The 26,896-nt window shown below is 52.0% G+C and carries 26 protein-coding genes; 19 read left to right on the top strand and 7 right to left on the bottom strand.

The window, feature by feature from the left end; genetic code table 11:
- Positions 1-38: 38 nt before the first annotated feature.
- Together KNP75_RS09160 and lpdA are read left to right on the top strand one after the other, a co-directional pair.
- A complete protein-coding gene (locus tag KNP75_RS09160; RefSeq protein ID WP_113930475.1) occupies positions 39-1,331 on the top strand; it encodes a dihydrolipoamide acetyltransferase family protein in 1,293 nt (430 codons plus the stop codon).
- A 4-nt stretch (positions 1,332-1,335) separates the two neighbouring features.
- On the top strand, positions 1,336-2,748 hold the full coding sequence (gene lpdA / locus KNP75_RS09155; protein ID WP_034777014.1) for a dihydrolipoyl dehydrogenase: 1,413 nt from the start codon (positions 1,336-1,338) through the stop codon (positions 2,746-2,748).
- Positions 2,749-2,765: 17 nt separating this feature from the next.
- On the opposite strand, the gene aac(6') is transcribed toward lpdA, so the two are convergent.
- A complete protein-coding gene (gene aac(6') / locus KNP75_RS09150; protein ID WP_215190245.1) occupies positions 2,766-3,209 on the bottom strand; it encodes an aminoglycoside 6'-N-acetyltransferase in 444 nt (147 codons plus the stop codon).
- A 75-nt stretch (positions 3,210-3,284) separates the two neighbouring features.
- Here aac(6') and KNP75_RS09145 point away from each other — a divergent pair, with 75 nt between their 5' ends.
- Positions 3,285-3,608 carry a DUF3055 domain-containing protein gene (locus KNP75_RS09145; RefSeq protein ID WP_052090094.1) on the top strand — a complete coding sequence of 108 codons (324 nt, stop codon included), beginning with the start codon at positions 3,285-3,287 and terminating at the stop codon, positions 3,606-3,608.
- 107 nt (positions 3,609-3,715) lie between these two features.
- Here KNP75_RS09145 and KNP75_RS09140 read toward each other — a convergent pair whose 3' ends face one another.
- Complete coding sequence (locus KNP75_RS09140) at positions 3,716-5,197, bottom strand: aminotransferase class I/II-fold pyridoxal phosphate-dependent enzyme (protein WP_034777019.1); 1,482 nt, start codon at positions 5,195-5,197, stop codon at positions 3,716-3,718.
- A gap of 172 nt (positions 5,198-5,369) precedes the next feature.
- Here KNP75_RS09140 and KNP75_RS09135 point away from each other — a divergent pair, with 172 nt between their 5' ends.
- The 3 genes from KNP75_RS09135 (at position 5,370) to KNP75_RS09125 (ending at position 7,404) form a co-directional block, all read left to right on the top strand.
- Positions 5,370-5,636, top strand: a complete 267-nt coding sequence (locus KNP75_RS09135) for a UPF0223 family protein (RefSeq protein ID WP_034777021.1) — start codon at positions 5,370-5,372, stop codon at positions 5,634-5,636.
- 246 nt (positions 5,637-5,882) lie between these two features.
- Positions 5,883-6,071: a hypothetical protein gene (locus KNP75_RS09130; protein ID WP_015881266.1), complete on the top strand. Its 189-nt coding sequence runs from the start codon at positions 5,883-5,885 to the stop codon at positions 6,069-6,071.
- 79 nt (positions 6,072-6,150) lie between these two features.
- Positions 6,151-7,404 (top strand): inositol monophosphatase family protein, encoded by a 1,254-nt coding sequence (locus tag KNP75_RS09125; RefSeq protein ID WP_034777023.1) that lies wholly within the window; start codon positions 6,151-6,153, stop codon positions 7,402-7,404.
- Between the two features lie 61 nt (positions 7,405-7,465).
- On the opposite strand, the gene KNP75_RS09120 is transcribed toward KNP75_RS09125, so the two are convergent.
- Positions 7,466-7,642 (bottom strand): YlaF family protein, encoded by a 177-nt coding sequence (locus KNP75_RS09120; RefSeq protein ID WP_215190244.1) that lies wholly within the window; start codon positions 7,640-7,642, stop codon positions 7,466-7,468.
- 163 nt (positions 7,643-7,805) lie between these two features.
- Here KNP75_RS09120 and typA point away from each other — a divergent pair, with 163 nt between their 5' ends.
- On the top strand, positions 7,806-9,650 hold the full coding sequence (typA, locus tag KNP75_RS09115; protein ID WP_034777027.1) for a translational GTPase TypA: 1,845 nt from the start codon (positions 7,806-7,808) through the stop codon (positions 9,648-9,650).
- Positions 9,651-9,737: 87 nt separating this feature from the next.
- Positions 9,738-10,082 carry a YlaH-like family protein gene (locus KNP75_RS09110; protein WP_232939276.1) on the top strand — a complete coding sequence of 115 codons (345 nt, stop codon included), beginning with the start codon at positions 9,738-9,740 and terminating at the stop codon, positions 10,080-10,082.
- A 42-nt stretch (positions 10,083-10,124) separates the two neighbouring features.
- Here KNP75_RS09110 and KNP75_RS09105 read toward each other — a convergent pair whose 3' ends face one another.
- Complete coding sequence (locus KNP75_RS09105) at positions 10,125-10,325, bottom strand: YlaI family protein (RefSeq protein WP_021067006.1); 201 nt, start codon at positions 10,323-10,325, stop codon at positions 10,125-10,127.
- A 112-nt stretch (positions 10,326-10,437) separates the two neighbouring features.
- On the opposite strand from KNP75_RS09105, the gene KNP75_RS09100 reads away from it, so the two are divergent.
- Together KNP75_RS09100 and KNP75_RS09095 are read left to right on the top strand one after the other, a co-directional pair.
- The gene (locus KNP75_RS09100; RefSeq protein WP_034777031.1) at positions 10,438-10,887 is read left to right on the top strand and encodes a PNPOx family protein; all 450 of its coding nucleotides are present in this window, start codon (positions 10,438-10,440) and stop codon (positions 10,885-10,887) included.
- A 33-nt stretch (positions 10,888-10,920) separates the two neighbouring features.
- Complete coding sequence (locus KNP75_RS09095; RefSeq protein WP_034777033.1) at positions 10,921-12,237, top strand: PhoH family protein; 1,317 nt, start codon at positions 10,921-10,923, stop codon at positions 12,235-12,237.
- Between the two features lie 28 nt (positions 12,238-12,265).
- On the opposite strand, the gene KNP75_RS09090 is transcribed toward KNP75_RS09095, so the two are convergent.
- Together KNP75_RS09090 and KNP75_RS09085 are read right to left on the bottom strand one after the other, a co-directional pair.
- Positions 12,266-13,477 (bottom strand): multidrug efflux MFS transporter, encoded by a 1,212-nt coding sequence (locus KNP75_RS09090; protein WP_034777035.1) that lies wholly within the window; start codon positions 13,475-13,477, stop codon positions 12,266-12,268.
- Positions 13,478-13,571: 94 nt separating this feature from the next.
- Positions 13,572-14,039: a hypothetical protein gene (locus tag KNP75_RS09085; RefSeq protein ID WP_215190243.1), complete on the bottom strand. Its 468-nt coding sequence runs from the start codon at positions 14,037-14,039 to the stop codon at positions 13,572-13,574.
- Between the two features lie 172 nt (positions 14,040-14,211).
- Between KNP75_RS09085 and KNP75_RS09080 the strand changes: the two genes are divergently transcribed.
- From KNP75_RS09080 to KNP75_RS09065, 4 genes are all read left to right on the top strand, one after another.
- Positions 14,212-14,490, top strand: a complete 279-nt coding sequence (locus KNP75_RS09080; protein WP_021067011.1) for an Fpa/YlaN family protein — start codon at positions 14,212-14,214, stop codon at positions 14,488-14,490.
- A gap of 86 nt (positions 14,491-14,576) precedes the next feature.
- A complete protein-coding gene (locus KNP75_RS09075; protein ID WP_214832368.1) occupies positions 14,577-15,812 on the top strand; it encodes an FtsW/RodA/SpoVE family cell cycle protein in 1,236 nt (411 codons plus the stop codon).
- A gap of 31 nt (positions 15,813-15,843) precedes the next feature.
- Positions 15,844-19,281, top strand: coding sequence for a pyruvate carboxylase (locus KNP75_RS09070; protein WP_138859662.1), 3,438 nt, complete (start codon positions 15,844-15,846; stop codon positions 19,279-19,281).
- Positions 19,282-19,333: 52 nt separating this feature from the next.
- Positions 19,334-20,689, top strand: a complete 1,356-nt coding sequence (locus KNP75_RS09065) for a cryptochrome/photolyase family protein (protein WP_215190242.1) — start codon at positions 19,334-19,336, stop codon at positions 20,687-20,689.
- Between the two features lie 51 nt (positions 20,690-20,740).
- Here KNP75_RS09065 and KNP75_RS09060 read toward each other — a convergent pair whose 3' ends face one another.
- Positions 20,741-21,643: a COX15/CtaA family protein gene (locus KNP75_RS09060; RefSeq protein WP_034777041.1), complete on the bottom strand. Its 903-nt coding sequence runs from the start codon at positions 21,641-21,643 to the stop codon at positions 20,741-20,743.
- A 331-nt stretch (positions 21,644-21,974) separates the two neighbouring features.
- Between KNP75_RS09060 and cyoE the strand changes: the two genes are divergently transcribed.
- Genes cyoE through KNP75_RS09035 form a run of 5 tightly spaced genes read left to right on the top strand, consistent with a single transcriptional unit; the run spans position 21,975 to position 26,837 of the window.
- The gene (gene cyoE / locus KNP75_RS09055) at positions 21,975-22,895 is read left to right on the top strand and encodes a heme o synthase (protein WP_034777042.1); all 921 of its coding nucleotides are present in this window, start codon (positions 21,975-21,977) and stop codon (positions 22,893-22,895) included.
- Positions 22,896-22,955: 60 nt separating this feature from the next.
- The gene (gene coxB / locus KNP75_RS09050) at positions 22,956-23,972 is read left to right on the top strand and encodes a cytochrome c oxidase subunit II (RefSeq protein WP_214791563.1); all 1,017 of its coding nucleotides are present in this window, start codon (positions 22,956-22,958) and stop codon (positions 23,970-23,972) included.
- Positions 23,973-24,010: 38 nt separating this feature from the next.
- The gene (gene ctaD / locus KNP75_RS09045) at positions 24,011-25,879 is read left to right on the top strand and encodes a cytochrome c oxidase subunit I (protein ID WP_034777043.1); all 1,869 of its coding nucleotides are present in this window, start codon (positions 24,011-24,013) and stop codon (positions 25,877-25,879) included.
- The gene (locus KNP75_RS09040; RefSeq protein ID WP_034777044.1) at positions 25,880-26,506 is read left to right on the top strand and encodes a cytochrome (ubi)quinol oxidase subunit III; all 627 of its coding nucleotides are present in this window, start codon (positions 25,880-25,882) and stop codon (positions 26,504-26,506) included.
- 1 nt (position 26,507) lies between these two features.
- A complete protein-coding gene (locus tag KNP75_RS09035; protein WP_034777045.1) occupies positions 26,508-26,837 on the top strand; it encodes a cytochrome C oxidase subunit IV family protein in 330 nt (109 codons plus the stop codon).
- The last annotated feature ends 59 nt before the right edge of the window (positions 26,838-26,896 follow it).

Below are 26,896 nucleotides of genomic sequence, written 5' to 3'. Positions count from 1 at the left end.
GTTGTGTTTACATGATGAATTGATGGGAGGAAAAACCAGTGGCAGTATTTGAATTTAAATTACCAGACATCGGTGAAGGAATTCACGAAGGTGAAATCGTCAAGTGGTTCGTAAAAGCAGGGGACACAGTAAAAGAAGATGACATTCTTCTTGAAGTTCAAAACGACAAAGCCGTCGTTGAAATCCCTGCTCCAGTTGATGGAACAGTTAAAGACGTTAAAGTCTCTGAAGGTACAGTTGCGGTCGTCGGTGACGTCCTCATCACGTTCGATATCGAAGGTGACGCGCCAGCAGGCGAAGAGGAAGCAGCTCCTGAACAGCCAAAAGCTGAAGAGAAGACGGAAGACGTGAAAGAAGACGTAAAAGAAGACGGCCCGCGTGAAGTACAACTTCACAAATCGGAGCGCGTCATCGCTATGCCTTCAATCCGCAAGTACGCTCGTGAAAAAGGCGTCGACATCCGTGAAGTCAAAGGTTCTGGCGACAACGGCCGCGTCTTGAAAGAAGACATCGATGCATTCGCAAACGGTGAAGCACCAACAGCCGAAGCTACAACAGAGAAAACAGAATCTGTAGCTCCAGCAGCAGCTGCTAAAACGGAAATCAAGCCTTACGAGTCAGCGACGCCTGAACTCGAAACGCGTGAGAAAATCCGTGGAATCCGTAAAGCGATCTCGAAAGCAATGGTCAACTCGAAGCATACAGCTCCACACGTTACACTCATGGACGAAGTCGACGTCACGAAACTCGTCGCACTCCGTAAAGAGTTCAAACAAGTGGCTGCTGACCAAGGCGTGAAACTCACGTACTTGCCATTCGTCGTTAAAGCATTGACAGCTGCAGCGAAAGCTTACCCAGCCATCAACGCATCAATCGATGATGTCAACGAAGAGATCGTCTACAAAAACTACTACAACATCGGTATCGCTGCCGATACGGACAACGGTCTCGTTGTTCCTGTCGTCAAAGAAGCGGACCGTAAGTCAATCTACGCACTCGCTACAAACATCAATGAGCTTGCCGGTAAAGCACGTGAAGGCAAACTTGCTGGGGACGACATGAAAGGCGGATCGATCACAATCACGAACATCGGTTCTGCTGGCGGACAATGGTTCACACCTGTCATCAACCACCCAGAAGTTGCGATTCTCGGTATCGGCCGTATCGCTGAAAAAGCTGTCGTTAAAGACGGTGAGATCGTCGCGGCACCAGTCCTCGCCCTCTCATTCAGCTTTGACCACCGCCTCATCGACGGTGCGACTGCTCAAAACGCACTCAACATGGTGAAACGCTTGCTTCAAGATCCAGCACTTCTAATGATGGAGGGATAAGAACATGGTAGTAGGAGAATTCGCACAAGAAACTGATTTGCTTGTCATCGGCGCCGGTCCTGGTGGATACGTCGCAGCCATCCGTGGCGCACAACTCGGCCTCAAAGTCACAATCGTCGAAAAAGGTAACTTTGGTGGCGTCTGCTTGAACGTCGGTTGTATCCCATCAAAAGCGTTGATCACGGCTGGTCACAACTTCCAGCACGCAAAAGGTCACTCGTCAATGGGTATCACGTCTGACAACGTATCAGTCGACTTCACAAAAGTCCAAGACTGGAAACAGTCGGTCGTCAACAAATTGACTGGCGGCGTCAAAGGCCTTTTGAAAGGTAACAAGATTGACATCGTTCAAGGTGAGGCTTTCTTCGCATCTGAAGACACAGTTCGTGTTATCACAGAAGACAGCTCGACTCCTTACAAGTTCAAAAAAGCGATCATCGCGACTGGTTCGACACCAATCGAGATCCCATCGTTTAAATGGTCAAAACGCGTCCTTTCTTCAACTGGCGCATTGGCTCTTCCTGAAGTACCGAAGAAACTTGTCGTCATCGGCGGCGGTTACATCGGTATGGAGCTTGGCACAGCGTACGCGAACTTCGATACAGAAGTCGTTGTCGTTGAAGGCGCAAGCGACATCTTGTCTGGCTTCGAGCCGCAAATGACGCAAATCGTCAAGAAGAAACTCAAACAAAAAGGTAACGTCACGATTCACACGAACGCTCTTGCAAAAGGCGTCGAGGAAACAGAAGACGGCGTAACAGTTAAGTTTGAAGTGAACGGTGAAGAGCAGTCTGTTGAAGCGGACTACGTTCTCGTCACAGTCGGCCGTCGTCCAAACACTGGCGACATCGGTCTCGAAAACGCGGAAGTTAAAATCAGCGACCGCGGCATCATCGAAATCGACGACCAGTGCAAGACGTCGAACGAAAACATCTACGCAATCGGCGACATCGTACCAGGACCACCGCTCGCGCACAAAGCTTCTTACGAAGCGAAAGTTGCGGCGGAGGCAGCTGCCGGTAAGCCAGCATACCTCGACTACTCAGCAATCCCAGCGGTCGTCTTCACTGACCCTGAACTTGCAACAGTCGGTTACACAGAGCCACTCGCAAAAGAAGAAGGACTTGAGATCACTGTATCGAAATTCCCATTCGCAGCGAACGGCCGTGCCCTCGCTCTCGACGAGCCAGACGGCTTCATGAAGCTCATCACGCGTAAAGAGGACGGTCTCTTGATCGGTGCTCAAATCGCGGGTACAGGCGCTTCAGATATGATTGCCGAGCTTGGTCTCGCCATCGAAGCAGGCATGACTGCAGAAGATATCGCGCTTACAATCCACGCTCACCCATCACTCGGTGAGATGGCAATGGAAGCGGCAGAAATCGCAATGGGTATGCCAATCCACGTCGTTAAATAAGTCAAAAGCTCTCTCGCTTACTCGCGAGAGAGCTTTTTCACGTAATGAACGGTCCGTTCGACTTCTTGAAAGCCGATCCGTTCATGGAATTGTTGGCTGCCGACGTTTTCGATTTCCGTATCCGAAGCGAGCTCGTCGCATCCTTTCGACCGGGCGAACGCGGAGGCTGCTTCGACGAGGCGTGTCGCCACGTCCTGTTGCCGCGCGGCTTCGACGACGTAAATCCCTTCTATAAACGCGGTCGGGGAGGTGGAGGTGCCAGGGACATAGTCATGACGGAAGCTGAGCTGACAAAATCCGACCGGTTCATCCGTTTCCGCGATAAAATAGTGCATCTTGCCGGAGCGGATCCCGAGCCGGACCTCAGGGGTCAGTTCAGCAACGGGTGCGTCTGGCCATAGTTGTCGCATGAGAGCTACCAGTTCAAGGCAATCTTGTTCATTCGCTTTTCGAATCTTCATCAGTCGTCCTCCTTATGTTTCGTACGTTCAGTATAAAGGAAAATAAAGAATGAAGTGAGAAAGGAGGGAACGATGATGGCGTTCGATGAAGAATTGTTATACACCGTCTCTGAGACGAGCCGCGTCCGATTCACGGGGATCGAGACAGAGACGTCACGTTATGATTTCGGTTTTGTGTATACACATCAATTTATGGGGAAAGTGCTCGTCGTCTGCATGCAGACCGGACAGTCTGCCCTTCTTGACGTCCATGCGCTCGAAGAACCGAGACAGCTCTATCCAATGCTCGGCATCGCCTTGCGAGACACCGGACACGTCGCCGAGTTTTTACGCCTTTGTCTAACTGAAAATGAGACTGAATCCAACCAAACTGAAAATTCACCCCTTGAAAAAATGTAAGCGTTTTCTTATAATGGAACGTAGGGGAAGCAATTCGATCATCATAAGCCACCTTTTCTTCTGATGACACAAAGCGAGCCGGTCCATTGGACCGGCTCGCTTTCGTCTTAGCGGATAGCTTTTGTTTGTTGGATGACTTTAATCATTTGGAGCGACTCGTCTTCTAGACCTTGGACCGGTAGACCGGCCTCGATGTTGGCCATAATATATTCGAGCGTCGATGTCGTGATGAGCTCTCCCGGAATAATGATTGGGATTCCTGGGGGATATACCATGATGAACTCGGCCGAGATACGTCCGACGGCGTTCTCGAGTGGAATCGTCTCCGTTTCCTCGTAGAAGGCGTCACGCGGGCTGAGCGCGAGTGGCGGGATCTCAGGGAGCATGATCGACAACGAATCGTTTCCAGACTGGTCGTAGACCGATACGACGTCACGCATCCCGTCAATCAACGCTTGAATCGTCGACTCGTCGTCGGCGCTCGTCACGATGAACAAGACGTTCAACAGATCTGACATCTCGACTTCGATGCGGTGCGTCTCGCGCAAGTACTTCTCGACTTCAAAGCCGGTAATCCCGAGCTCGCGGACCGAGACGAGGATTTTCGTCTCATCGAGCGCGTACGTCGACTCTGAATGAAGTTCGGCGTGACCGTATACCGACAAGTGCGGCATGTTGTCGATGGCCACTCGAGCCAATCGTGCGAGCGTGAGGGCACGTTCGTTCATCGCCTCTCCTTTTGTCGCCAATTGGCGACGGGCCGCATCGAGCGACGCGAGGAGGAGGTAAGACGTCGATGTCGTCGTGATCATCGAGAGCATCGCGTGAATCCGTTCTGGTGAGACGAGTCCGCGGCGGACGTTCAAAATGGAACTCCCGGTCATCGAGCCGCCGAGTTTGTGCACACTCGTTGCCGCGACGTCCGCGCCGGCCTGCATCGCCGAGAGCGGGAGTTCGTCGTGGAACGGCAAGTGGACACCGTGTGCCTCATCGACGAGGACAGGTACGTCTTGGGCATGGGCGACGGCGACGATCCGTTCTAAATCACCAGCGATCCCGAAGTAAGTCGGGTTGATGACGAGGACGGCTTTCGTGTCAGGGTGCATCTCGAGGGCGCGTTCGACGGCACTTGCCGTGATTCCGTGGGCGATTCCGTATGTCTCATCATATTCAGGGTGAATGAAGACAGGGTGGGCCCCGGTCAAGACGAGCGCGGACATAACAGATTTATGGACGTTGCGCGGCACAATGATCTTCTCGTTCGGTCCGACGACGCCCATGATCATTGCCATGATGGCGCTTGATGTCCCTTGAACTGAGAAGAACGTCTCGTCGGCACGGAACGCTTCGGCTGCGAGGCGCTCGGCCTCGGCAATCGACGCTTTCGGATGATGAAGGTCATCGAGCGGGGCGATGTTGATCAGGTCGATCTTCAAAGCGTTCTCGCCGATGAAGTCGCGGAACTCAGGGTCCATTCCTTTCCCGCCTTTATGGCCTGGGATGTGGAATGCGATCGGATTCGTGTCCACGTGCGTGAGCAACGTGTCAAAGAGCGGTGTCTCGAGCTGTGTAGCACCTTTAAGTTTCAATAGTAAGTCCTCCTTGATAGCAGTGTGTATATGGGTTGTCGGTTTAGGTTCAATCTCATGTCATTTTAGACGTTTCGTTTTAAAAAACAATGCAACAAAAAAACTATAGTGATTTCTATCCCAACTTGCAATAGTTTTTTTTGTTGATACAATGGTTGTCGAGGTGAAGAATATGCAAATCAACTATCCGATTAATCCGGACTGGACGACGGATGAGCTCATAGAAGTCGTCGAGTTCTACAATCAAGTCGCCCTTGCCAATGAAGGCGGTGTCGACCGCGAAACGTTTTTGGATGCGTATCGGTCGTTCAAACAAATCGTGACATCGAAATCAGAAGAAAAACAACTGAGCGCCGTGCACGACGAACAGACCGGATACTCTACCTATCGTACGGTCCAAGCGGCCCTAAAATCAAATGCAAAGATTATAAAATTGTAACTGCTGGAAAGCATGGGAGAACAGAACAGTTTTCTCATGCTTTTTTTGTTATTTGTCTTTTAAATAGGGTACATATTATTAACAGTTATTTCAGGTTTAGCGTCAGTTGAAATGGGAATATACTCACTAAGATAAAAAATTCAAAATAGTCAGACAATTCTCTTTCCTTTTTGAATCTCATCTGATATACTCAATTCAACTCACTAAACCGTAACTTGTAGCCCAACTAAAGGAGTGTGGCATCTCATGAAACAAGTGATCGAGGCATTCAAAAGAAAAGACGCAGAAAAACGGATTCCGGTGCTGCGCTTAGAGATTGATTATGAATTGGCAACTCTCTTCGATGCGATGGCGTCACAAGACGATGCCACTGTCCAGGCTAGCAAGCATCGGTTAGAGAAATATCGCCAAGAACTTTTGCGTCTCGAAGCCTGACCCACAACCACTCATTCAACCAGTATTCCATGCGGATACTGGTTTTTGTTTGGTACAATACATAGTAGAGGTGATAAACATGTTGGAATGGTTCGCGATTGACTTGATTAAACAAGCAGGGGAATATATTCGGCAAAAAATCGATGAGAGCTATCGCATCGAACGAAAGACAGGTAAAGGGGATTTGGTCACAGAAATCGATCGAGCCGTCGAACAGTTGATTGTCGACCGTATCCGTGAAACGTACCCCGAGCATCACATCATCGGGGAAGAAGGAATCTCGACAGGACCGGACGACTTGTCCGGAACGGTCTGGTTTGTCGATCCGATCGATGGGACGTTGAACTTCATCCATCAGAAGCGCATGTTCGCCATCTCAGTGGCCGTCATGATCGATGGGGTCGTCGAATACGGCTTCGTCTATGATGTGATGGCGGATGAGCTGTTCGTGGCACGTCGCGGCGTTGGGACGACGCTGAACGGTCGTAAGCTTCCGGCCATCCAAGAACATCATGTCCGTGACGCCTTCCTGAGCATGAACGCGACTTGGGTCACACCGAATCAGCAGATCGCTCCGGAAGTACTCGCCCCAATCGTGCGCGACTCGGTCGGCACGCGGGCCCATGGCGCCGCGTCGCTCGAACTCGCGTGGCTCGCCGCGGGTCGGGTCGACGGGTACATCACGATGCGGAATATGCCGTGGGATTATGCGGCTGGAAAACTGCTCGTCGAGGAAGTCGGAGGCAGAGTCGTCTCAATTTACGGGGAACCGGTCCGTTATGACGGGAAGACGTCGGTCCTTGCCGGTAGCGAGACGTTCGTCAAAGATGTCGTCAAACACTATGTCATCGCCAAAGGGGCGGCGCCGGAAGTGAGACCTGATCTTCAGATTGGGATTAACGGCTCCTACGACCGTGTCCGGGACTTGCTCGTCTTGGCCAATCCGAACGAGGCGATGGTGCGTGAGCAGTATGAAGCGGGGGAGACATATGAAGCGACGCTCGGCGGAGAACGCGTCGGAGCGTATATGTTGGTGCGGCGCAGTGAAACGCTGCTCGAGCTCGTCAATATCGCCGTCAAGCCGGAGCGGCAAAACCAGACGATCGGACAACGGCTGCTCCAAGACGCGATTCGTCGGGCCGAGCAAAGCGGTGCGAAGCAGATGCTCGTCTGTACGGGCAACTCGAGCATCGTCCAGTTGCGATTTTATCAACAAGCTGGCTTCCGCTTCGACTCGGTCGAGCGCGACTACTTCCCGAGCCATGGTTATCCGCCAATCGAAGAGGACGGGCTCGCCTTGCGTGACCGCATCTGTCTGACACGCGACTTATAAGCGTGTCAGACAGAAGGACAAGCTCATAAACAAGGCCCGGGCGCAGCGCCCGGGCCTTCTGTTATGGACGTCGGTCAGAGAGGACGCGACGGCGTAAGTTGATACCGAAGAACGTGGCGATGCCGTTCAAGGCGAGACTGCCGATGATGATGGCGGCACTTCCTTCGGCCACCCCAATTCCGATGCCGACGAAACCGGCGACGACCGCGGTCGCGATTAAAACGAACATGAGTTGCATGGAGATTCCCCCTTTTTTCTCTAGTCTTCTTTATTGTAGTCAAAAATGATGCGTTTGGAAACGTTAACAGTTGATAACACTCGACAAAGGTGGTGGGACGTGTGCTATACTCTTAAAGTTGAATAAAAGATGAAACTTTTTTAAATAAGAGAGGACTAACTACATGAATGTAAGAACTAACCTTCGGAACGTAGCCATCATCGCCCACGTTGACCACGGTAAAACAACGCTTGTCGATGAATTATTGAAACAGTCTGGTACTTTCCGGACAAACGAAATGGTCGCAGAACGCGCCATGGACTCGAACGACATCGAACGTGAGCGCGGAATCACGATTCTCGCGAAAAACACGGCAATCGATTATAAAGATACACGCATCAACATCGTTGATACACCAGGTCACGCCGACTTCGGTGGTGAAGTTGAGCGGATCATGCGTATGGTTGACGGCGTTATCCTCGTCGTCGATGCACGTGAAGGCTGCATGCCACAAACGCGTTTCGTATTGAAGAAAGCACTCGACCAAGGTCTCCGTCCAATCGTTGTCGTTAACAAAATCGACAAGCCGATGGTACGCCCACTCGACGTTGTCGATGAAGTTGTCGACTTGTTGATCGACCTTGGAGCAGATGAAGATCAACTTGAATTCCCTGTCGTCTATACGTCTGCTGTCAGCGGTTCAAGTTCGTTCGATCCTGATCCAGAGAAGCAAGAAGATACAATCACGTACGTGCTCGACACGATTCTTGAGAACACACCGGCACCAATCGATAACTCGGATGAGCCGCTTCAGTTCCAAGTCACGATGCTCGACTATGACAACTACCTTGGCCGGATCGGTGTCGGTCGCGTCTTCCGTGGGAAAATCAAAGTTGGCGAGTCAGTCTCACTTTGCAAAACAGACGGATCAATCAAACAATTGCGCGTCACTAAATTGTTCGGTTACTTCGGCCTCAAACGTGTTGAAATCGAAGAAGCCAAAGCTGGTGACTTGATCGCCATCGCCGGGATGGAAGACATCAACGTCGGTGAGACGGTCACGCCAGTCGGTAAAGAAGAGCCACTTCCGCTCCTTCGCATCGATGAGCCAACACTTCAAATGCGTTTCATGACGAACAACTCTCCATTCGCAGGGCGCGAAGGCGATTTCGTGACGGCACGTAAAATCGAAGAGCGTTTGATGAAACAACTTGAGACGGACGTTTCACTCCGTGTCGAGAACACAGATTCTCCTGACCAATGGATCGTATCAGGACGCGGTGAGCTTCACCTCGGGATCTTGATCGAGAACATGCGTCGTGAGGGCTACGAACTTCAAGTTTCGAAACCACAAGTTATCATCCGTGAAGACGAAGATGGTACGAAGATCGAACCGTTCGAGCGCGTCATCGTTGACGTCCCAGAAGAGTACACGGGTTCAGTCATGGAATCAATCGGTCTCCGTAAAGGTGAACTTGCCAACATGAACACGAACGACAACGGTCAAACACGTATGGAATTTATCGTTCCTTCACGTGGCCTCATCGGATATCGTAACGAGTTCTTGTCAGCGACACGCGGATACGGAATCTTGAACCACACGTTCGAAGAGTACCGTCCGTTCATCTCTGCTGACATCGGCGGCCGCCGCAGCGGTGTCATGGTTTGTATCGAACCTGGTAAGTCGACGGCTTACTCGATCGGTGCCCTTGAAGATCGTGGAACGATCTTCATCGAGCCAGGTGTAGAAGTATACGAGGGAATGATCATCGGTGAATGTAACCGCGACGTCGACCTCGCGATCAACGCTGTCAAAGGCAAACAGTTGACGAACATGCGTGCTTCAGCAAAAGACTCGACACAAGTCTTGAAACGTCCACGCGTCTTCTCACTCGAAGAGTCGCTCACGTTCTTGAACGATGACGAGTACTGTGAAATCACGCCGGAGTCAATCCGTCTCCGTAAAAAAGTCTTGAACAAGAACGAACGCGAGAAAGCTGACAAGCGTCGTAAACTTGGTAAAGAATAAGTCAGAAAAAAAGGGAGCGCCTAGGCGTTCCCTTTTGTTTTGGATAGTGTAGAATGATTGTGAAGGAAATAAAGGGGGATTATCAGCTTGAAAGCTTCTCAAACGATGGACATCACACAAATCGATGTGCCGTGGATTGCCTCGCTACTTGGCGTCGGCAGTGACGCGAACGACTTCTCGGTCGGGTTTAACGCCTTGATCATCACGGTCATCTTATTGACGATACTCGTGTTTAAATTAGGTTTTGCCAAACAATTGACATGGTGGAAGTCGCTCGTCGTCTATATGCTGCTCGCACTCGGGGCAGGCACGATGGCGCTCGTCTTCTTCACATGGCCGATTCCAGAAGTTCTCCTTGTCATGGCTGTCGTCTTGGCAATCTACCGGGGCCGCCTCTGGTGGAACCGTCGACAAGGCGTCGAATCACACTGAAAAAATGGACGTTTCGCCCGAGGGCGAAACGTCCATTTTTGATTACCATCTCCGTTTTTGACGGAACGATGGATATAGGTGGAATTGGCCGGTCGCGGCACGCTCCGCGGTTCGCGCGGTGATGCGTTCTTGACACGTCTGGCACATGTACGTTTTAGCAGGTTTATTACGAAGTCGTTTCGCTTCGAACGACCACGAATCAATCGTATCGATTTTGTCACAAAGAGAGCACTTTACGCGCATGGTCTCACCTTCCTCTTCGTTGATTATAGCATGATTTCAGGAGAGAAAAGCAGGGAAAGAGGTTTGTAAGGGCGAATCCATTTCGTATACCCGTTCGGGAGGAGGGGAGTATATGGCGAGCAAAGCCGCGTTCGAACTCTCAAAGGCACAACAAGGTACGTTGAATGATATGCCATTGACATTTTTAATCACATTTGACGAACCGAAACGGTGGCCGATCACCCATGCCATCAGCTGGGTGCAAGCGCCGAATGAAGTAACGATACGTTTCGCCTTGACGAAAAATTCGCATTTGATCACGTTGCTTGGGAATGAACGGACCGCAAGTCTCATCTTTATAGAAGGAGGCCTGGCTTACAGTGTGGCCTTGTCGCATGTGGCCGAGTTCGAGCCAAGCGTGAAGCCGGGATTGCACCTTCGCTTTTTTGAAGGGCACGTTGAAGAAGTCCGTAACGTCTCCTTTTACGGGGCGACATATGGACAACCGGACATCGTCAAGACGTACGATGTCGAAGCAGCAGAAAAGCTGGACCGTGAAGTCAAGGAGAGTTTGAATTCTTGATCACCATCCTATTTTCGAGGGGCGGCAAAGTCTATGAAAAAAACGTATGTGCTCGATACGAACGTACTCTTACACGATCCACTATCCTTGTTCCAATTCGATGAGCACGATGTCGTCATCCCCGCCATCGTATTAGAAGAGCTTGACGGCAAAAAACGCAATATGGACGAGGTCGGACGTAACGCCCGTGAGACGGCGCGTGTACTCGACCAACTCCGCACGACCGGGAAACTGCATGACGGGGTACCGCTCGAGAATGGCGGTCACTTGTTCGTCGAGATCGGCCATGAACATACCGTCGATTTCCCGTTCGACGTCATGACGAACGATAACCGCATTTTGACCGTGGCGCTCGGCCTGATGAAACAATACGAGCACGACCGGACCCGTAAAGTCGTCGTCGTCTCGAAAGATATACTTGTCCGCGTCAAGGCGGACGCGATCGGTATTGAAGCCGAAGACTATTTGACCGACCATATCGTCGATACGACGAACCTATATGCCGGCTACCGGGAGATCGAGGTCGATCAAGCCGTCATCGATGAATTTTACAAAGTCCGTCAGCTGCCGCTGTCTGCGTTGACGAAAAATCAACTGTACCCGAATTCATTCGTCGTTTTAAAAAGCAACGTCTCGAAAGCGAGCGCAGTCGCGGTCGTCGATGCGCTGCAACCGATCCTTCGTCCGCTCTCCCTAGACGTCGAACACGTCTGGGGCATCCATCCGCGCAACGTCCAACAGCGGATGGCACTCGACTTGTTGCTTCGCGACGATATCCCGTTCGTGACGTTGCTCGGGAAAGCCGGAACCGGGAAGACACTTCTCGCGCTCGCGGCCGGGTTGTCGCTCGTTGAAGACGAGCGTCGTTTCAATAAGCTCGTCGTCGCCCGTCCGGTCGTCCCAATGGGGAACGATATCGGCTACTTGCCGGGGGAGATGGAAGAGAAGCTGCGGCCTTGGATGCAACCGATTTACGATAACTTAGAGTTTTTGTTTAATGCCAATTCGAAAGACGAGCTCGGGAACATCTTGGCCGGCATCAAATCGATTCAGCTCGAGGCGCTCACGTATATCCGTGGCCGCAGCATGCCGGACCAGTTCATCATCATCGATGAGGCCCAGAACTTGACGAAACACGAAATCAAGACGATTCTGACCCGCGTCGGGGAGAATTCGAAAATCGTCCTCGTCGGCGACCCGTATCAAATCGATCACCCATATTTGGATGAATATTCGAACGGTCTCACGTACGCCGTCGAACGGTTCAAAGGGCAAAACGTATTCGGCCACGTCCAACTTATCAAAGGGGAGCGCTCGTCGCTCGCCCGGTTGGCCGCCGATTTACTATAACGAAAAACGCCGAGCGGCTGCTCGGCGTTTATTTCGTATTCGGATGAAGTGCCACTTGTACGTTCGATTTTTCGAGCAAGGCGTTCGTCAACATAATCAAACCGGTCACGATGAAGAGGGCGGAGAAGCCGAAATGCGCGACGACTTGAGACCCGAACAACGGTCCGAGCAGGTTACCCATGAACTGGGCCGACTGATTATAAGAGAAGATGCGCCCGGCCGCTCGGCTCGGCGTGTGTTGTCGCAAAAGCGACTGCACGGACGGCATGAGCGCCGCGGTGGCGAAACCGAGGCCGAATCGCAACACGACGAGTTGCGTCGTCGACGTCACGAACGCCTGTGGAATCAAGAAGGCACTATAGACGATGAGCGCCCAAAACAAGATACGTTCGGCCCCGTACCGGTCCGATAGCCGCCCGAGCCGCTGTGCGGAAATGAGCGCGGCCACACCCGGTGCCGAGGCGACGATGCCAGCGATAAAGGCGAGCGATGTCGTATACGGGTTCAATTCCCGGACATACAGTGTCAGTAACGGACCGACCGACTGCGTCGAGAAGGTGATTAAAAACGTCGTTAAAAAGAGACTTAAGATCAGTTGCGGATGGCGGAGCGAGGCGATGATCGATTTGGTCGAATCTAGCCGTTCGCGCGCCACCGGGACGAAGTCCTCTTTGACGAACACGAGTGTGATGATGAACGTGATAAATAGGGCACTGCCGGTCAAGAGAAAAACGGGTCGAAGCCCAATCCAGTCGGCGAGGAGTCCTCCAATCAATGGACCGAGGAGTCCGCCGGTGATGCCACCGGTCGACAAGGTACCGAGCGCCCAGCCACTTTTCTCTTTTGGCGTTTGTGAAGCGACGAGGGTGATCCCCGCCGAGATGAACCCGGAGACGGCACCCATGAGAAGCCGAAGCCCGACGAGTTGATACACGTCTTGGACGAAACTGATGAGCGTCATCACGACGGCCATGCCGAGACTTGCCCGAATGAGCATCAGCTTGCGGCCTTTTTGGTCGGCGAGCCTTCCCCAAAGCGGGGAGACGATGGCGGCCACGAGGAACGTGGCCCCGAAAGCGACGGCTGACCAGGTGACGACGTGATCGGGATTCGTGACCCCGAGTTCTTCGATAAATAAGGGGAGGAACGGTAAGACGAGGCTCATCGAGGCCGCCGTCAAAAAGCTACCGATCCAAACGATGATTAAGTTTTTCTTCCATAAAGGATACGTAAGCGTCACGACCTTTCAAACATGAAGTTTTTCCATAACTTATATGTTACACTTTGTGAAGTAAAAAGTCCAAAAAAATGAGAAGGCGCTATGGCCTTCTCGATCAAGCTTCTGTTCGCACTGCGATATGGTGGACGCCGCGCAAAACTTGCTGATTATGCAAGACGTATACCGGGCCGTCCGTGAGCACTTTCCCGTCCTTCGAAAACTGGAGATAGACGGTGCGCGCCTCATCGATTGGTAGCGTGAGCACCGATTCCCCATAAAAGCTGACGTGTGTCGCCGTAGCGATTGGTTCAGCGTTTTGCAGGAACGGAGCGAACGGCATCGCGAACGAGTCGCGAAGCGCCGCGTCTTTATCGGCCCGAGTCATCGGTTTATTGTGGTCGACACGTGTCCCTTGTGTCAAGCCGTCGTCCCATGCCTTCCCCATCTTGGCATAATACGCTTCATTATCATTCTCAACCGCGCGGTCGAGTTCCTCGATGTTCCGCTTGCGGTCGTCGAAAATCCATACGGTCGGGTCGATCGTCAACGCGTGACGAACCGCTCCTTCTAGTGGAAAAATCATTGATACGCCCCCTTTATTCACGATACACTGTACATTATACAGCTCTTCCGGGGAAAAAGGGAAACTGCGAGAAACTCATAGTGAATCCAGACTGTTCATTGAATTATGATGAAATATAATGTACAGTTGAGTTATGACAAACAGTCTGTCATTGTACGGAGGAGGGGTCGTAGTGGCGACAAATTTGGCTGCAGTCCAACGGGAGCAAGCGCTTCAACTATTAGAGGCAGACGCTGAAAAAATCCGTTGTTTGATTGAAGTGCAGTTAGAAAACCTAAAAATGCCGAAGTGCCCGCTTTATGAAGAGGTGCTTGATACACATATGTTCGGTCTATCACGCCAAATTGATTTTGCGGTCCGTCTTGGACTCATTTCAGACATTGAAGGTAAAGGACTGCTCGATTCATTGGAACAAAAGCTGTCCGCCCTCGCGGAAGCTTCAGATTTATGAACCTTATACTCAAACTGTGCAAGCGGCGCTGTTTGAGTATTTTTTTATAATGGGTCAAGGATTGTTGTACATAAGGAAGTGAAAACATGAAAACTCGGTTTCGGTACTTTGATTTCTCACTGTTCATTGCGGTGCTCATGCTTGTCGGAATCAGCTCGATCATGATTTACAGTGCGAGCGTATGGAATCGCGGGGATTACGCGAACAGCGGTTTGTTCTATCGGCAACTCTTCTACGCCGGACTCGGGATTGTCGTCTACTTGATTGCGACGATGTTCCGCTATGAGAACTTTAGAAAACCAAATATTTTGTACGGCCTCTATTTCGTATCGGTCGTGCTCTTGTTCATCACGTGGGCGATGATACCGCTCAACGGGGCGCGGGCGTGGCTCATCATTGGCGGATTCACGATGCAACCGGTCGAGATCGCCAAGTTCGTGTTGATTTTATTGCTCGCGAACTATTATCACCAGCTGTGGAACAATGAACTGAAAGGGTTGCCGGGACGACTCGGCCGAGCCGCGATCACGAAAAAAGGATTACGGGCCCAAGCCGGTGCCTTCTTCGTGATTCCGGTCATCTACTTCTTTCTCCCGTATGCGATTGCCATCAACGGCCAACCGGATATGGGGGGGTTGTTCGTTCTCGGCGCCATCATGTTCCTCATGTGGCTCGCTGTCGGGGCGCCGCTCCGAATCATCATCCCGTCGGTGCTCGCTGGGATCGGGGCCGTCTATTTGATGTTCACGACCATCTTCTCGGAAAACCAGCGCAGTCGAATCGAAGTCGTCTTCAATCCGTTCATGGACCCTGAAGGCTATGGTCACCAATTGCTCATGTCGATCATCTCGATCGTGCACGGAGGAGTGACCGGTGTCGGTCTCGGGAACAGTTATCAGAAATATGGGTATCTGCCCGAACCGGAGACGGATTACATCATGTCCATCATCGCGGAAGAGCTCGGCTTTGTCGGTGTCGTCGTCGTCCTCTTCCTGCTCTTTTTCATCGCGTTCCGCGCCGTCAATATCGCCAATCATAGCGATAATCACTTCGCGATGTTCGTCTCATTTGGCATCGCTGCCCAAATCATGGTCCAAACCGGGATCAATATCGGGGCGATGTCGGGCTGGTTCCCGGGGACGGGGGTCACGCTCCCGCTCGTCAGTTACGGCGGGACATCACTCATCATGACGATGGGCATTCTCGGAGTGCTCAGTAGCATCTCGATGCGAAACCGGCACCGGGAAGCAACAAGACGGGCTGAGATTCGTGAGAAATCAGCCGAAAATGTCCAAGGTTCATCGTTACATGTTGTCAGGTAAGAAGGTTCGAACTACTTAAATGGGGGGATTTATGTTGAAACCAATTAGCAAATTACTTGTAGCCAACCGTGGAGAGATCGCCATTCGTGTATTTAGGGCAGCCACTGAACTAGGAATGCGCACAGTCGCCGTCTATTCACAAGAAGACAGCGGCTCGTTACACCGCTTTAAAGCGGACGAGGCATATTTGATCGGTCTCGATAAAAAGCCGATTGACGCCTATCTCGATATCGAGGACGTGATTCGAATCGCGAAACAGTCGGGGGCTGACGCGATTCACCCAGGATACGGTTTCTTATCTGAGAACATCGAGCTCGCACGTCGTTGCCGCGAAGAAGGTATCATCTTCGTCGGTCCGAATGAATCGCATCTTCATGCGTTCGGGGATAAAGTTCGGGCCCGTCAAAGCGCAATCGCGGCCGGTCTCCCGGTCATTCCAGGTTCGAACGGACCGCTCACATCATACGAAGACGCGCTCGAGTTTGCGAACGAGCATGGGTTCCCACTCATGGTCAAAGCGGCGATGGGCGGTGGCGGCCGCGGGATGCGTGTCATCCGCACGGAAGCCGAGATGAAAGATTTGATTGAACGTGCCAAGTCAGAGGCGAAGCAAGCGTTCGGTTCAGACGAAGTGTACATAGAAAAATTAGTGGAGCGTCCGAAACACATCGAGGTCCAAATCCTCGGGGACGACCACGGCAACATCATCCACTTGTTCGAACGTGACTGTTCGGTCCAACGCCGACACCAAAAAGTCGTCGAGGTCGCACCGTGTGTGACGTTGTCTGAGGAATCGCGCCAAGCGATTTGTGACGCGGCGGTTAAGCTCATGCGTCACGTCGGCTACATCAACGCCGGGACGGTCGAGTTCCTCGTCACGGAAGACGAGTCGTTCTACTTCATCGAGGTCAACCCGCGCATCCAAGTCGAGCACACGATCACAGAGATGGTGACCGGCTTCGATATCGTGCAGACCCAGCTCATGATCGCGCAAGGCGAGTCGCTCCACGGCGACGTCATCCATATGCCGAAACAAGAAGACATCAAATTGCTCGGTTACGCGATCCAGTCACGTGTCACGTCAGAAGACCCGGGCAACAACTTTATGCCGGACACGGGCAAAATTATGGCGTACCGCTCTCCGGGCGGCTTCGGGGTCCGACTCGACGGCGGGAACGCTTACGTCGGAGCCGAGATCTCGCCGTATTATGACTCGCTTCTCGTGAAGCTGTCGACACACGGCATGACGTTCGAACAGGCGGCTTCGAAAATGGTCCGTAACTTGAACGAGTTCCGGATTCGCGGCATCAAGACGAACATTCCGTTCTTGATTAACGTGATGAAGCACCAGAACTTCATCAGCGGTGACTACAACACGTCGTTCATCGACGAGACGCCAGAATTGTTCGTCTTCCCGAAACGGAAAGACCGTGGAACGAAGTTGCTCAACTATATCGGCGACGTCACCGTGAATGGATTCCCGGGTGTCGGATTGAAAGATAAGCCGATCAGCCGCTCGGTCCGGATTCCGCAAGACCTTCCGGCTGAAGCCAAACCAGGTACGAAACAGATTTTGACGGAGCTCGGTCCGGACGGCCTTGCCGATTGGATCAAACGTCAACCTGAACTGTTGTTGACGGATACGACGATGCGAGACGCGCACCAGTCGCTTCTTGCGACGCGGATGCGGACACAAGACATCGTCAATATCGCCGAACCGACGAGTAAACTCATGCCAGAGTTATTCTCGGTCGAGGCATGGGGCGGGGCCACGTTCGACGTCGCCTATCGTTTCCTCTCGGAAGACCCATGGGTTCGCCTCATGCGGCTCCGCGAGAAGATGCCGAACGTCTTGATTCAAATGTTGCTTCGCGGCGCCAACGCGGTCGGGTATAAAAACTATGCCGACAACGTCATCGAACAGTTCGTCCATGAGGCGGCCTATGCGGGTGTCGACGTGTTCCGGATCTTCGACAGCTTGAACAACCTCGAGTCGATTCAACTTGCGATCGACGCGACGTTACCGACAGGAAAAGTCGCGGAAGCGGCCGTTTGTTATACAGGCGACCTGTACGATGGCAACCGTCCGAAGTACCACTTGCCGTATTACGTCGATTTGGCGAAGAAACTCGAAGCGAGCGGGGCCCACATCCTTGCCATCAAGGACATGGCCGGTCTGCTCAAGCCAGAGTCGGCATACGCGCTCGTCTCAGCCTTGAAAGATGCCGTCGATTTGCCGATCCACTTGCACACGCATGACGCTTCCGGCAACGGAATCTTCACGTATGCCCGGGCGACGGATGCGGGCGTCGACATCGTCGACGTGGCTGCGAGCTCGATGTCAGGCATGACGTCACAACCTTCAGGCGGCAGCTTGATTTATGCGCTCGATCACCATGAACGTCAACCGAAAATCGATGCGAAGCATTACGAGGTCATCAGCGACTACTGGCAAGACGTGCGTCATAACTATGAGCCGTTCGAAAGCGACATGCGTGCTTCGAACCCATCGGTTTATGAGCATGAGATGCCGGGCGGTCAGTATTCAAACTTGCAACAACAAGCGAAAGCGGTCGGGTTAGGCGACCGTTGGAGCGAAGTGAAGGCGATGTACGCCCGCGTCAACATGTTGTTCGGCGATATCGTCAAAGTGACGCCGTCGTCAAAAGTTGTCGGGGACATGGCACTGTTCATGGTCCAACATAACTTGAACGAACAAGATGTGGTCGAGCGGGGTCACCAACTCGACTTCCCAGACTCGGTCGTCGAAATGATGCGCGGTGAGCTCGGAACGCCTCCAGGCGGATTCCCGACAGACGTGCAACAAGCCATCTTGAAAGGCGAGAAACCGCTCGACGTACGTCCGGGTAAACTGATCGAGCCGTATGATTTCAAGGCGGCGCAGACGAAATTGTTCGAGAAGCTCGAGCGCCCGGTGACGGACTTCGAACTGCTCTCGAACGCGTTGTATCCGAAAGTGTTCGAGGATTACGTCACCCATTCGACGACGTATGGCGATGTATCCGTCCTCGACACGTTAACGTTCTTCTACGGCTTGAACGTCGGAGAGACGATTCAAGTCGAGATCGAGACCGGGAAGACGCTCATCATCAAACTCGTTCAAATCAGTGCGGCGAACGAGGACGGTATCCGTCTTGTCTCGTATGAGATGAACGGGGTACCGCGTGAAATCGAAATCAAAGACGTGAACGTGAAGTCGGCGACGACGAGCCGACCGAAAGTTGATCGGACGAACCCGAAACAAGTTGGTGCTTCGATGCCGGGATCGGTGTTGAAAGTGCTCGTCGAACCGGGTAGCCGTGTCCATCGCGGGGAACAGCTCCTCGTCACGGAAGCGATGAAGATGGAGACGACGGTCCAAGCCGCTCAAGACGGTGAAGTCAAAGCGGTCCATATTAAAGAAGGCGACACAATCCAAAGTGACGACTTATTGATTGAGTTTGTATAATGGAAAGAAGCATAGCGCGGCTATGCTTCTTTTTTAGATAGGAGTGGGAGAGATGAGACGAGTCTGTTGGTTTCGATCGGATTTTCGATTGACTGATAATCATATGTTACACCGGGTATTGAAAGACGCTGCTTCAGGCGATGAATTGGAGTTCGTCTTTTGGCTCAACCCGAACTATTGCGAGCCGTTCGAGACGCGGCACGATTACTTTTTCGCGACGATGCGACAATTTATGGGTGAGCTCAAGGAGAACGGCCTCGGCCTGCGTGTCATCGTCGCCGACACGGCCGAAGCGTTCGTCGAAGCGCTCGGTCAGTTTGACACGCTGTACTTCAACGCCGAGTATGTTGAACCGTTCAAGCAGCGCGACGATGCCGTCATCGAGGCGCTCGGGCAAGACGTCAAAGTCATCCGTCTGCTCGATCGGCATTTGTTCGCCCCGAACGCGTTCACGAAAAAAGACGGCGACCCGTACAAAGTGTATACGCCGTTCAAAAAGGCGGCCTACGCCGAAACGCCGCCCGCACCGTATGATGTCGATGTGACAGCGCTGAAGCAACTCGTCGCGACCGAACATGTCGTGCCTGCTGAATTGCGGCGTCAGTTCGACCGGTGCGAGCGTTCGTGGAAAGCGCTCGGAGAAGCGGCCGCGAAACGACGCTTGCATGACTTTGTCGCCAACCGGATCGACGCCTACGATGAGGACCGCGATATCCCGGCGATCGCCGGCACGAGCCGGCTCTCTCCATATCTACGGACCGGGGTGTTGTCGATCCGCACAGTGGCGGAAGCGGTGCTGTCGGCGCCGAAATCGAGCGGACGCGACACGTATTACGATGAGCTGTTATGGCGCGAATTTTATTATATGATCATGGTTCAATTCCCGGGACTGAAAGACCGTCCGTTCAATGATAAATATAAGCATCTCGACTGGGAAGACGATGCCGAGAACTTTCAGGCGTGGTGTGAGGGGAAGACGGGCTACCCGATCGTCGACGCGGCGATGCGGCAACTGAACGAGACGGGTTGGATGCACAACCGGCTCCGGATGATCGTCGCCTCGTTCTTATCGAAACATTTACTGATCGACTGGCGGAAAGGGGAACGCTATTTCGAACAGAAACTGATCGACTACGAGGCGGCCTCGAATATTGGCGGCTGGCAATGGGCCGCCTCGGTCGGGACGGATGCGGTTCCGTACTTCCGCATCTTCAATCCGACGACGCAATCCGAGAAGTTTGATACCGAAGGGACGTTCATTCGGAAGTATGTGCCTGAACTCGCCGACCTCGATAAAAAGTCGATTCACTTTCCCGACCTCAGCGAGCGGGACGGATACGTCGACCCAATCGTCGACCATAAGGAAGCGCGGGCCCGAGCGCTCGAACGGTTCAAGGATGCACAGTAAATAGGCATAGAAAAAAGGAGCGATGAACGTCGCTCCTTTTCGTGTGTTCGATTAAACTGATTTTTGTCGAGCGGACGCGGTCGTCTGCTTCTGACTCCGATACGCATGATATGCCAAGTACGAGACAATCCCGAAATAGCAGGTAATCAAGAACGCGTGGAGGAGCGGTACGTATGTGGCATGTCCCCCAAGGACAATCCACGCCCCCGTGCCGACTTGGAGCAAGATGAAGAACAAGGACGCCCACATCCCGGTCTCGACGAGTTGATTCGTCTCCCGTCGCGCCAAGTACAACACGTACAGCGTATAGAAGACGAGCAGTCCCGCCATGATGCGGTGCCCCATTTGGACGTACGACTCGAACGTCCACACGTTCTGGTCACAGATCGGCCAGCCCACGCACGCATACGTCGCGCCGAGGTGACGGACATATGCGCCCGTGTAAACGACGACCATCGTATAGATCGTCAAGCCGTAAAGGTGAATCTTCAATCGTTCGGAGACGGCCCGATGCAGACGTTCTCCTTCGAACAAGAGAATCGTCAAAATGAGAAGCGACGCGAACGAGACGAGCGAGATGCCGAAGTGGAGCGCGAGAATCGCGTCCGACTGTTGCCAGATGACGGCACCGGCGCCGATGATGGACTGGATGAGCATAAAGATGAACGCGAGGAACGCGAACACTTTGACGTCATAGCGGTTCTTGACGACCGCGAACGTCCAAACCGTCAATGCGATGATGAGCAGTCCTTCGATGCCGGAGACGACACGGTGACTGTACTCGATCATCGTCTCGACGCTCGGATTGGTCGGAATCAGTTTCCCGTGGCAGAGCGGCCAGTCTGTACCGCACCCGTCGCCGGAGTCGGTCTTCGTCACGGTTCCACCCATGATGAGAACGAGCATCATCCCGAGCGTGACGAGTGCTGAAAATAGTGCGAGTTTTTTATGCATTCGTTTCCACCTGCTTTTGAGAAAAATCACTAGAATTGTGCCTTGTCAGTTTATATTTTTTTCGCCATACTTATTATACGGCTTTACGTCGTAAAAACGAAACGGAAAAGCTTGCAATCGCTATCAAAATCGTTATTCTAGTATTAGCGTAGCGTTTTTACTGTGACAATTATCACACGTCTGTCACAAAAAACTAGCTATTTTACAAGCATAAACGACGTATTCTTTTTGAAAATATGGTATCTTTGTTATGAGTTAGGTGAACTTTGTTCATATTGTGTTTTTTCTGTGAAAAGAATACGAGGATTTCGTGATTAGTAGGGGGGTCAGTATGACAAAAGTCAACCCAGGGACAATGGCAGAAGTAGAATATACAGAATCCGCCTCGTTCCGCGACTATGTTGCTCTGGCAAAAATGGGAATCGTCCGCGCCAATCTATTGTTGGTGTTCGCCGGTTTCTTTGTAGCAGCAACATATCAGAGTGATACGCCAGTACTTTATTTGTTTGAAGTTTGGCCACAACTCTTATTAACGATGTTAGGAAGCGCGCTCGTCATCTCCGGGAGTTGTTACCTAAACAACTTCGTGGACCGTGATATCGATTACTTGATGGGACGTACAGACAACCGACCAAGTGTCACCGGGAAAATTTCGGGAGAACGGATTTTGCTCCTTGGATTAACGCAACTCGCGATCGGGACATTGCTCTTATTGATCGTGTCGTATGTGGCAGCAGTCTTCGGTTTAATCGGGGCATTTTTTTATGTCGTCATTTATACGATGTGGCTTAAACGAACGCACACGTTGAACACGGTCGTCGGCAGCATCTCCGGAGCGGTACCACCGCTCATCGGTTGGGCAGCCATCGATCCCGCGCTTCATATCGATGCGTGGCTCATGTTCCTCGTCATGTTCTTGTGGCAACCGCCACACTTCCTCGCGCTCGCCATGCGGCGTGTCGAGGAGTATCGAGCGGCCGGCATTCCGATGCTACCGGTCGTCAACGGCTTTGCGATCACCAAGCGCCAAATCATTTGGTGGATCGCGACACTCATTCCAGCGTCGCTCTTGTTCTTGCATTACGGTTTGATCTACGTGATCGTCGCGGCCGGTCTTGGGGGCTACTGGTTATATCTCGGCTTGAAAGGTTTCAAGGCCGAAGATGAGATCAAGTGGGCAAACAAAATGTTCTTTTATTCATTGATTTATTTAGTCGTGTGGATTGTCACGCTGGTATTGACGGCACTTTGATAGTCGCACTCACTATATAGAAACCATTGCACATCATTTTGGGAGAAAGTGGGGATTGTTGTGAAATCATTTAAGAAGCTTCTGTTTGGCATCGTCCCGATGATGATGTTCGCACTACTGTTATCAGGGTGCGGCGTAGAGGGATTGTCTGCATTGAAGCCGATGGGAGAGGGAGCTGAGATTCAGCTTCGCATCATTCTCATCAGTTTGGCAATCATGCTCTTTGTACTTGTCATCGTAACGATTATTTACGTGTACGTGCTCATGAAATTCCGTCGGAAAGATGAATCGATTCCGAAGCAAGTCGAAGGAAGCAGCACGCTTGAGATGATTTGGACAGTCGTTCCAATCATTTTATTGATCATTCTCGCTGTTCCGACGATCACGACGACAGTCGAGCTCGCGAAAGCGAAAGAAGCGAAAAAAGAAGAAGAAATCAATGTCACGGCCAACCTTTACTGGTGGGAATTTGAATATCCGAACGCAGGCGTGGTCACGGGTCAAGAACTCGTCATCCCAGTCGGTAAGCGTGTCGGCATCAACTTGACATCGAAAGACGTCATTCACTCGTTCTGGGTACCGGCCTTGTCAGGTAAGACGGATACGAACCCAGGCCTTGATAACGAAATGTGGTTGCATGCAAATGAACCAGGTACGTTCTACGGGAAATGTGCCGAGCTTTGTGGACCTTCACACGCACTCATGGACTTCAAAGTCATCGCACTCGAGCAAGAAGAGTACGACCAATGGCTCGAAGACATGAAAGCACAGCAGGACGCAAACACAGAAAACCTCGTTGCAGATAACCAAAACTTGACGACAGGCGAAGCCGTGTACGTCGAGAGCTGCTTGAGCTGTCACGGTGGCGGGAAAGTCGCGCCGAGCTTGACGAACTTTGGTGATCGCGAATGGTTGGCGGGCTACCTCGAAAACAACGAAGAGAAGTTGAAAGAATGGATTCGCGACCCACAAGAATTGAAACAAGGCGCGCTCATGCCTGGCTTCGGTGAAGGCCAAATCAGTGATGAAGAGTTAGATGCACTCGTTGACTTCTTGTACGATCAGAAGATTGACTAACGGGAAAAGGGGGATTTCACGTGGCACAGACCACTGCTATGCAGCAACCGCGTAAATACAATGGCATCATGGATTGGGTTACGACGGTTGACCACAAAAAAATCGGTATTTTGTATTTGTTCTCAGGAATCTTCTTCCTCCTTCTCGGTGGAATTGAAGCTTTACTTATTCGCTGGCAACTCGTTCGTCCGATGAACGACTTCGTAAGCGGCGAAACGTTCAACCAATTGATCACGATGCACGGGACGACGATGATCTTCCTAGCGGCCATGCCGATGCTATTCGGATTTATGAACGCCGTCGTACCGCTACAAATCGGGGCACGCGACGTCGCGTTCCCGTTCATTAACTCACTTGGTTTCTGGTTGTTCTTCTTCGGTGGTGTCATGCTGAACCTTAGCTGGTTCTTCGGCGCTGCACCGAACGCAGGGTGGACGGCGTACGCGCCGCTCTCGACACAACCTGAAGCGTCAGGGGTCGACTTCTACGCCCTCGGTCTTCAAATCTCAGGTTTCGGTTCACTCATGGCCGGGATTAACTTCCTCGTCACGATTTTGAACATGCGTGCACCAGGCATGAAACTCATGCGGATGCCGCTCTTCACGTGGACGACGTTCGTCGCTTCGGCGTTGATCGTCTTCGCGTTCCCGCCGCTCACAGTCGGCTTGTTCATGTTGATGTTCGAGCGCTTGTTCGGTGCCGTCTACTTTGATCCGGCAGCCGGCGGTAACGTCGTCATCTGGGAACACCTTTTCTGGATCTTCGGACACCCGGAAGTATACATCTTGATACTCCCTGCGTTCGGTATTTTCTCGGAAATCATTCCGACATTCGCTCGTAAACGTCTGTTCGGTTACACAACGATGGTCTTCGCAACGATGCTCATCGGTTTCCTCGGATTCATGGTTTGGGTCCACCACATGTTCACGGTCGGTCTCGGACCGGTCGCCAACTCGATCTTCGCTGTCGCCACAATGGCCATCGCCGTCCCGACAGGGGTCAAGATCTTCAACTGGTTGTTCACGCTATGGGGCGGACAAATCAAGTTCAACGTCGCGATGCTCTACTCGGTCGCATTCATTCCATCGTTCCTCGTCGGGGGGATGACAGGGGTCATGCTTTCGGTCGCACCGGCCGACTATCAGTATCACGATAGTTACTTTGTTGTCGCTCACTTCCACTACGTTATCGTAGGTGGGGTTGTCTATGGTCTATTCGCAGGACTTTATTACTGGTTCCCGCTCATGTTCGGCAAAGCGCTCTCTGAGAAGCTTGGCTACTGGCAGTTCTGGTTGTTCTTCATCGGGTTCCACTTGACGTTCTTCCCGCAACACTTCCTCGGATTGTTCGGGATGCCACGCCGCGTCTTCACATACCTTCCTAACCAAGGGTTTGAGACGATGAACTTACTGTCGACGATCGGTGCCTTCTTCATGGGTGTATCGACAATCATCTTGCTCGTCGCTGTTGTCAAGGCATTCTTGTCGAAACAACGCGTCAAGCCAGACCACTGGGAAGATGGACGTACATTGGAGTGGACGCTTCCTGTACCGACACCAGAGTACAACTTTGCACAAACACCGCTTGTCAAAGGTCTCGATACGTTCTGGCTCGAGAAAATGGCGGGCAACAAACGGGTCTCTGTTGCTGAACCGGTAGCAGACATCCACATGCCGAACAACTCGTTGATTCCATTCTTCATGTCACTCGGTCTTTTCATCGCCGGACTTGGAGCGATCTTCCAAATGGATAACGCGGTTGTCGGTTGGTCACTCATCGTGATCGGATTACTCATCACATTCGTGTCGATGTTCCTCCGTTCATGGATCGACGACCATGGCTTCTATATTCCAAAATCACAGATTGAAGCGGATTTGAAAGCGATTCGTGAGAAAGGAGACCAATAAATGGCACATGCAGTCGAAAAACACCCGGTGACCGGTATTCCGGCCAATCCAGAGAAAGCCACGCTGGAAGGGAAAAATAAATATGTGGCCTTCTGGTTCTTCCTCGGTGGAGAGACTGTTCTCTTCGCCTCGCTATTCGGAACGTACGTCGGTCTACTGAACTCTGGTGCGCCAGAGGAACTTCGTTCGTACAATATCTTTGAGATGGGGCTCGTCTTCTTGATGACGATGCTCCTCCTCACAAGTTCGCTCACAAGTGTTCTCGCCATGATGAACATGAAAGCGAACAATCCAGGCCGCATGAAGTTTTGGTTGGTCGTCACGCTTCTCCTCGGGGCTGGATTCCTTGGAGCAGAGATTTATGAGTTCATCCACTACTACCACATCGGTCACACGTTCACATCGAGCGCGTTCGGATCTGCGTTCTATACGCTCGTCGGATTCCACGGCGCACACGTCACGTTCGGTCTCCTTTGGATCACGACGCTTTTGATTCGCAACTGGAACCGTCCAATCGATGTGTACAACGCACCGAAGTTCTACGTGTCGAGCCTGTACTGGCACTTCATCGACGTCGTATGGGTTTTCATCTTCTCAATCGTCTACCTCTTAGGGATGGTGAGCTAATATGGAAAAACAACCAATGAACGAAACGCACAAACAGTTAGAGCTTGAAGTAAAAGCCGAATCAAGACGCGAGTATCAACTTCAGTTGATTAGCTTCGCGATGATGATTTTGCTCACATTCGTCGCGTTCGGCGCCGTATACGCTGAACTCATGCCGGTGTGGGCGGCAGGTGGCTTCTTGATCATCCTCGCCATCATCCAAGTGTTCTTGCAGCTTTATATCTTCATGCATATGAACAACCGTGGCAACACGTGGATCGTCGGAATGATGTGGCTCGGCATCTTTGTCGCCATCATCACGGTCGCGGCCCTTCGCTTGCTCATTTGGTAAATGTGACAAAGGATTGAACATCTGTGGAAACATAGATGATTCAGTCCTTTTTGCTTTAC

The sequence above is a fragment of the Exiguobacterium sp. s6 genome, from assembly GCF_018618155.1.
GTDB classification, from domain to species: domain Bacteria; phylum Bacillota; class Bacilli; order Exiguobacteriales; family Exiguobacteriaceae; genus Exiguobacterium; species Exiguobacterium mexicanum_A.
The sequence above is the reverse complement of the archived record's forward strand: the minus strand, read 5'-3'. Positions and strand labels throughout refer to the sequence as shown.

Bases quoted from the DNA above. Each gene is read 5' to 3' on its own strand.
- lpdA (WP_034777014.1), top strand. From the start codon at position 1,336: ATGGTAGTAGGAGAATTCGCACAAGAAACTGATTTGCTTGTCATCGGC.
- KNP75_RS09145 (WP_052090094.1), top strand. From the start codon at position 3,285: ATGGCGTTCGATGAAGAATTGTTATACACCGTCTCTGAGACGAGCCGC.
- KNP75_RS09135 (WP_034777021.1), top strand. From the start codon at position 5,370: ATGCAAATCAACTATCCGATTAATCCGGACTGGACGACGGATGAGCTC.
- KNP75_RS09130 (WP_015881266.1), top strand. From the start codon at position 5,883: ATGAAACAAGTGATCGAGGCATTCAAAAGAAAAGACGCAGAAAAACGG.
- KNP75_RS09125 (WP_034777023.1), top strand. From the start codon at position 6,151: ATGTTGGAATGGTTCGCGATTGACTTGATTAAACAAGCAGGGGAATAT.
- KNP75_RS09120 (WP_215190244.1), bottom strand. From the start codon at position 7,642: ATGCAACTCATGTTCGTTTTAATCGCGACCGCGGTCGTCGCCGGTTTC.
- typA (WP_034777027.1), top strand. From the start codon at position 7,806: ATGAATGTAAGAACTAACCTTCGGAACGTAGCCATCATCGCCCACGTT.
- KNP75_RS09105 (WP_021067006.1), bottom strand. From the start codon at position 10,325: ATGCGCGTAAAGTGCTCTCTTTGTGACAAAATCGATACGATTGATTCG.
- KNP75_RS09100 (WP_034777031.1), top strand. From the start codon at position 10,438: ATGGCGAGCAAAGCCGCGTTCGAACTCTCAAAGGCACAACAAGGTACG.
- KNP75_RS09095 (WP_034777033.1), top strand. From the start codon at position 10,921: ATGAAAAAAACGTATGTGCTCGATACGAACGTACTCTTACACGATCCA.
- KNP75_RS09085 (WP_215190243.1), bottom strand. From the start codon at position 14,039: ATGATTTTTCCACTAGAAGGAGCGGTTCGTCACGCGTTGACGATCGAC.
- KNP75_RS09075 (WP_214832368.1), top strand. From the start codon at position 14,577: ATGAAAACTCGGTTTCGGTACTTTGATTTCTCACTGTTCATTGCGGTG.
- KNP75_RS09070 (WP_138859662.1), top strand. From the start codon at position 15,844: ATGTTGAAACCAATTAGCAAATTACTTGTAGCCAACCGTGGAGAGATC.
- KNP75_RS09065 (WP_215190242.1), top strand. From the start codon at position 19,334: ATGAGACGAGTCTGTTGGTTTCGATCGGATTTTCGATTGACTGATAAT.
- KNP75_RS09060 (WP_034777041.1), bottom strand. From the start codon at position 21,643: ATGCATAAAAAACTCGCACTATTTTCAGCACTCGTCACGCTCGGGATG.
- cyoE (WP_034777042.1), top strand. From the start codon at position 21,975: ATGACAAAAGTCAACCCAGGGACAATGGCAGAAGTAGAATATACAGAA.
- ctaD (WP_034777043.1), top strand. From the start codon at position 24,011: ATGCAGCAACCGCGTAAATACAATGGCATCATGGATTGGGTTACGACG.
- KNP75_RS09040 (WP_034777044.1), top strand. From the start codon at position 25,880: ATGGCACATGCAGTCGAAAAACACCCGGTGACCGGTATTCCGGCCAAT.
- KNP75_RS09035 (WP_034777045.1), top strand. From the start codon at position 26,508: ATGGAAAAACAACCAATGAACGAAACGCACAAACAGTTAGAGCTTGAA.